At 70.4% G+C, this 5605-nt stretch carries 1 protein-coding gene; it reads left to right on the top strand.

Features of this window, described 5'->3' with window-relative positions:
• Window positions 1-7: 7 nt before the first annotated feature.
• Window positions 8-5605, top strand: a 5598-nt coding sequence (locus ACGFU7_RS47465) for an amino acid adenylation domain-containing protein (RefSeq protein WP_393704975.1), incomplete at its 3' end; no start/stop codon positions are given.

Here is a 5605-nt window from a genome sequence, read left to right as displayed (position 1 = left end):
CATCAACATGTACGGCATCACCGAAACCACCGTCCACGTCACCACCACCGAAATCGACGAACACCAACTGGACAGCGGAGCCAGCAGGATCGGAAGGGCGTTGCCGGATCTCCGCCTCCGGATCATGGATCAGCACGGCAATCCCGCGCCGATCGGTGTCATCGGCGAGCTGTACGTGTCGGGGGCGGGGCTCGCGCGCGGGTACGGCGCCCGGCCGGCCCTCACGGCTGAGCGTTTCGTCCCCGATCACCTGGGGCGGACGCCGGGGGCCCGGCTCTACCGCAGCGGGGACCTCGCCCGCTGGACACCCTCCGGCGACCTGGAGTACCTCGGCCGGGCCGACGCACAGGTCAAGATCCGCGGCTACCGCATCGAACTCGGCGAAATCGAGGACCAGTTGGCTCGGGCAGCCGGTCTGCTGGAGGCCGTCGTCCTTCCGTATCAGGAGGCGAACGGCCGGACCGACCTGGTCGCCTATCTCGTGCCGGAACCGGGCGCCGAACCACCCACCACCAGCGAACTCCGCGACGCCCTCGCCGGCCACCTCCCCGACTACATGATCCCGAGGAACTTCGTCCACCTCGACACCCTCCCCCTCACCCCACAGGGAAAGCTCGACCAACGCGCACTGCCCACCCCCACCTCCGAACGTCCTACACTGAAAACAGAGTTCACGCCGCCCCTCCCCGGAACCGAAGAAGCCCTCGCCGCCATCTGGACCGACATCCTCGGCGTCGACCGCATCGGCCGCCACGACAACTTCTTCGACCTCGGCGGCGACTCCATCCGCAGCATCCAAATACTCGGCCGAGCCCGCGACAACGGACTCACCTTCCACCTCCAAGACCTCTTCAACCACCCCACACTCGCCGACCTCGCCACCACCACAACCACAACGCAACCCGCCACCACACCACCCACCACCCAACCCTTCTCCCTCCTCACCCCCCACGACCGCGACCACCTCCCCCACCACCTCGACGACGCCTACCCCATGGCCGAACTCCAAGTCGGCATGGTCTACGAAATGCAACGCGACCCCGACCGCAACCCCTATCTGAATGTGACGTCGCTGCGGCTCCCGGGGCGGTTCGCGCAGGAGGCGTTCCGCGCGGCAGTGTCCACGGTGGTGGAGCGGCATCCTGTGCTGCGTACCTCTTTCGACCTCAGCGGTCTGTCCGTGCCGATGCAATTGGTGCACGCGGAAGTCGAGATGCCCCTCGGTCTGGTGGATCTGCGCGGGCTGAGCGGGGCCCGGCAGCGGAGTGAACTGGCCGACTACGTCCGTGGGGAGCGGATGACGGGGTTCGATCCGGCGGTGGCGCCGTTGTTCCGGATGACGGTCCATGTGCTGTCCGACGACGCCTTCCAGTGGACCGTCACCGACCACCACGCCATCCTCGACGGCTGGAGCCTCGCCTCCACCCTCGCCGAAATCATCGACACCTACCACACCCTCCTCGACGGCAACACCCCCACACTCCCACCCCTCCGCTCCACCTACCGCGACTACATCGCAGCCGAACAAACCGCACTCACCACCCCCGCACACACCACCTACTGGCACAACCTCCTCACCGACCGCCCCGACACCCGACTCCCCCGCCACAGCGGCAACGGCGAGCCCCTGCTCATCGGGGAACGGCTCGACGGCGAGGTGCATGAGCACGACGGCACCGGCGGGTACGGAGCGCTGGTCACCGTGGTGCCGCCGGAGCTCCTGTCAGCGCTGGAGGACAGCGCCGCGCGGATCGGCGTGCCGTTCAAGGCCGTCGTCCTGGCCGCCCACGTGCGGGTTCTGAGCCTGGTCACCGGCAGCACGGATGTCGTCACCGGGCTGTCGTCCAACGGGCGGCTGGAGGAGACCGACGGCACCGAGGTGCGGGGGCTCTTCCTCAATTCGCTGCCCTTCCGGCTGCGGCTGCCCGACGGCAGCTGGGCGGATCTGGCCCGGGCCGTGTTCGATGCCGAACGGGAAATGCTGCCGCACCGCAGGTACCCCATGCCGGCGCTGCAACGCGCGCTGGGCGGCGACCCCCTGTTCGAGACCGGCTTCGTCTACAACCACTTCCGCCACGTGGACGAGCTGGCCGAGGCGGGCCGCGCCTCGGTCTCCGGGCCGCACGACGAGACCGCCGCCGGTGTCGCCCGGACCAGCTTCCCGCTGCATGTGGCCATGAGCCGCGAACCGGGCCTGGCCGGAATGCGGATGGAGCTGGAGTACGACGCGAGGGAGTTCCCCGCGGAGCAGATGCGTCTGATCCGCGACTATCACCTGCGGGCGCTGCGGGCGATCGCCGAGAATCCGGGCGCCGCCCACCGGCCGGCCGTCCTGCTCGGTGAGGCCGAGCGGGCCCTGCTGGAGCGCTGGAACGACAACGCCGCCGCTGTCCCGTCCACTCCCGTCCACGAGCTGGTCGAGGCGCGGGCTGCGGCGGAACCCCACCGCGTCGCCGTGGTCGCCGGGGAGCGGTCCCTGACGTACGGCGAGCTCGATGCGCGTGCCGATCGGCTGGCCCGTCATCTGCGCCGGCTGGGCGTCGGCCCCGAGGTGTTCGTCGGGGTCGGCCTGGACCGTTCGCCCGAACTGGTCGTCGGGCTGCTGGCCGTGCTCAAGGCCGGTGGGGCCTACGTACCGCTTGATGTCTCCTTCCCAGCGGCCCGGCTCGCGCACATGCTCCAGGAGGCGGATGTGCGGGTGGTCCTGGCCGGGGCGAGTACGACGGAGCTGATTCCGCGGGGGCCGTGGGAGACGGTCGACATGGACACCGTCGTTCTGCCCGAGGAGGCGCGGTGCGGCCGGGCCCCGGAGGCCGGCGCCGGGCCGGACAACGCCTGCTACGCCATCTTCACCTCCGGTTCCACGGGGCGGCCGAAGGGTGTGGTGACCCGGCACCGCAACGTGACCGAGCTGCTGCACGGCGGCCCCGCGATGGAGCTGCGGGAGGACGACACCGTTCTCCAGATCGCGACGGTCGCCTTCGATGTCTCCACCTTCGAGATATGGGCGCCGCTGGCGGCGGGGGCCCGGCTCGTGCTCGCTCCGCCGGGACGGTACGCCCCTGCCGATGTGGCGGGCTGGGTGACGGATCACGGCGTGACGGTCCTCCATGCCACGGCCTCGCTGTTCACCCTGCTCGTGGACGAGCAGCCGCAGACGTTCGACGGACTGCGCCGACTGCTCACCGGCAGTGAGACGGTTTCCGCACCGCACGCCGGCCGGATCCTCGCCCGCTGCCCGGAACTTGAGCTGGTCAACTGCTGGGGGCCGACGGAGACCACCACGTTCTCCGTCTGCGGCATCTTCACGGCGGACACGCTCCCGGCCGGCCCGCTGCCGCTCGGCACACCGCTGGCCAACACCGAGGTCCGGGTGCTGGACGAGGCCGGCCGGCCCGTGCCCGTGGGCAGTCCGGGTGAGCTGTACGTGGCCGGGCCGTGCCTCGCACGCGGCTATCTCGGCAGCCCCGCGCTGACCGCCGAGCGCTTCCTGCCGCATCCCTCCTTGCCGGGTGCCCGGCTGTACCGCACGGGTGACCGAGGGCGCTGGTCGGCCGAGGGCCGGGTGGAGTTCCTCGGCCGCGTCGACCACATGGTCAAGATTCGCGGCTACCGGGTGGAGCCCGGCGAGGTGAGCGCGGCAATCGGCGCTCACCCGGGCGTTCGCCAGTGTGTCGTGACAGCGCCGCGGGATGCGTCGGGCCGGGCCGATCTGGTGGCGTACGTGGTGTGCGACGCCCCGGCGCCCCAGGTGTCCGAACTGCGGGCGGCGCTGCGGGAGAGGCTGCCGGAGTACATGCTGCCGAGGGCGTTCGTCTTCCTCGACGCGTTCCCGCTGACGGCCCAGGGCAAGGTGGACCGCGGCAGGCTCCCCGCGCCGTCCGGGGACCGCCCGGAGCTTTCGGCCGAGTATGTGGCGCCGCTGCCCGGGGTGGAGGAACGACTGGCGGTGATCTGGCGTCAGATGCTCGGCGTGGACAGGATCGGCCGGCACGACAACTTCTTCGACCTGGGCGGCGACTCGATCCGCAGCATCCAGGTGATCGGACGGGCCCGGGAGGAGGGTCTGCTGCTCACGCTGCCCGCGCTGTTCCGGTCCCCGACGCTCGCCGGGCTGGGCGCCGAGGTGGCTCCGGTGACGGACGACCTGCTCCCCGCACCGACGGTGGAGCCGTTCACCCTGTTGTCGGCGAAGGACCGGCAGGTGCTGCCGGAGGGGCTGGTGGACGCCTATCCGATGGCGGCCCTCCAGGTCGGCATGGTCTACGAGATGGAGATCGACCCGGACCGCAACCCGTACCACAACGTCAGTACGGTGCGGCTCGGCGAGCGGTTCGAGGAGGACGCCTTCCGGCGGGCCGTCGAGCTGACGGTGGGCCGCCACGATGTGCTGCGTACCTCGTTCGACCTGAGCGGATACAGCGAGCCGTTGCAGCTCGTGCACGAGCGGGCCGAGCCGCCGCTGACCGTCGCCGATCTGCGGGGTCAGGACGACGGTGCACAACGGGCGGCGGTGGCGGAGTGCGTCCGCAGCGAACAGGACGCGGGCTTCTCGGTGGCGGTGGCGCCGTTGTTCCGGATGACGGTCCATGTGCTGTCCGACGACGCCTTCCAGTGGACCGTCACCGACCACCACGCCATCCTCGACGGCTGGAGCCTCGCCTCCACCCTCGCCGAGATCACCGACACCTACCACACCCTCCTCGACGGCAACACCCCCACACTCCCACCCCTCCGCTCCACCTACCGCGACTACATCGCAGCCGAACAAACCGCACTCACCACCCCCGCACACACCACCTACTGGCACAACCTCCTCACCGACCGCCCCGACACCCGACTCCCCCGCCACAGCACCGCTCTTCCCGACGGGTTCGCGGGGCTGCGCAGCGCGGGCGAGGTGCACCGCAACGACGCGGAGCGCCGGCACGGGGAATTGATCACGCCCCTGCCGGTCGGTCTGGGCGATGGTCTCGACCTGTTCGCCAGGCGTTGTGGGGTGCCGCTGAAGTCCGTGCTGCTGGCAGCGCATCTGCGGGTGATGAGCCTCGCCACCGGCAGCCGGGACGTCGTCACGGGACTGTCGTCCAACGGGCGGCTGGAGGAGACCGACGGCACCGAGGTGCGGGGGCTCTTCCTCAACACGCTACCGTTCCGGCTGGAGCTGCCGGACGGCAGTTGGCGGGACCTCGCGCGGGCGGTGTTCGAGGCCGAGCGGGACATGCTGCCCCACCGCAGATACCCGATGTCGGCGATCCAGCGCGAGCTGGGCGGGGAACCGCTCTTCGAGACCGGCTTCGTCTACAACCATTTCCGCCAGATCGACGCACTCGCCGGTGGGGCGGACACAGACGACGATCGCGCCCGTGCGACCGGAGGCGGGCGGACCCACTTCCCGTTGCTGGTGGCCGTCAGCCAGGAGCCCGGGCACCAGGGGCTGAGCCTGGAGATGGAGTACGACGGCGGCGAACTGTCCCCCGTCCAGGTGGCGTTGATACGGGACTCGTACATGCGGGTGCTGGAGTCGATGGTCTGCGAACCGGACACCGCGTTCGGGGACGTCGTCCTGCTCGGCGACACCGAGCGGGAGTTGGTGGAGTCGTGG

Origin of the sequence: Streptomyces sp. NPDC048473, assembly GCF_043200155.1 — a bacterium.
GTDB lineage: Bacteria > Actinomycetota > Actinomycetes > Streptomycetales > Streptomycetaceae > Streptomyces.
The sequence above is the reverse complement of the archived record's forward strand: the minus strand, read 5'-3'. Positions and strand labels throughout refer to the sequence as shown.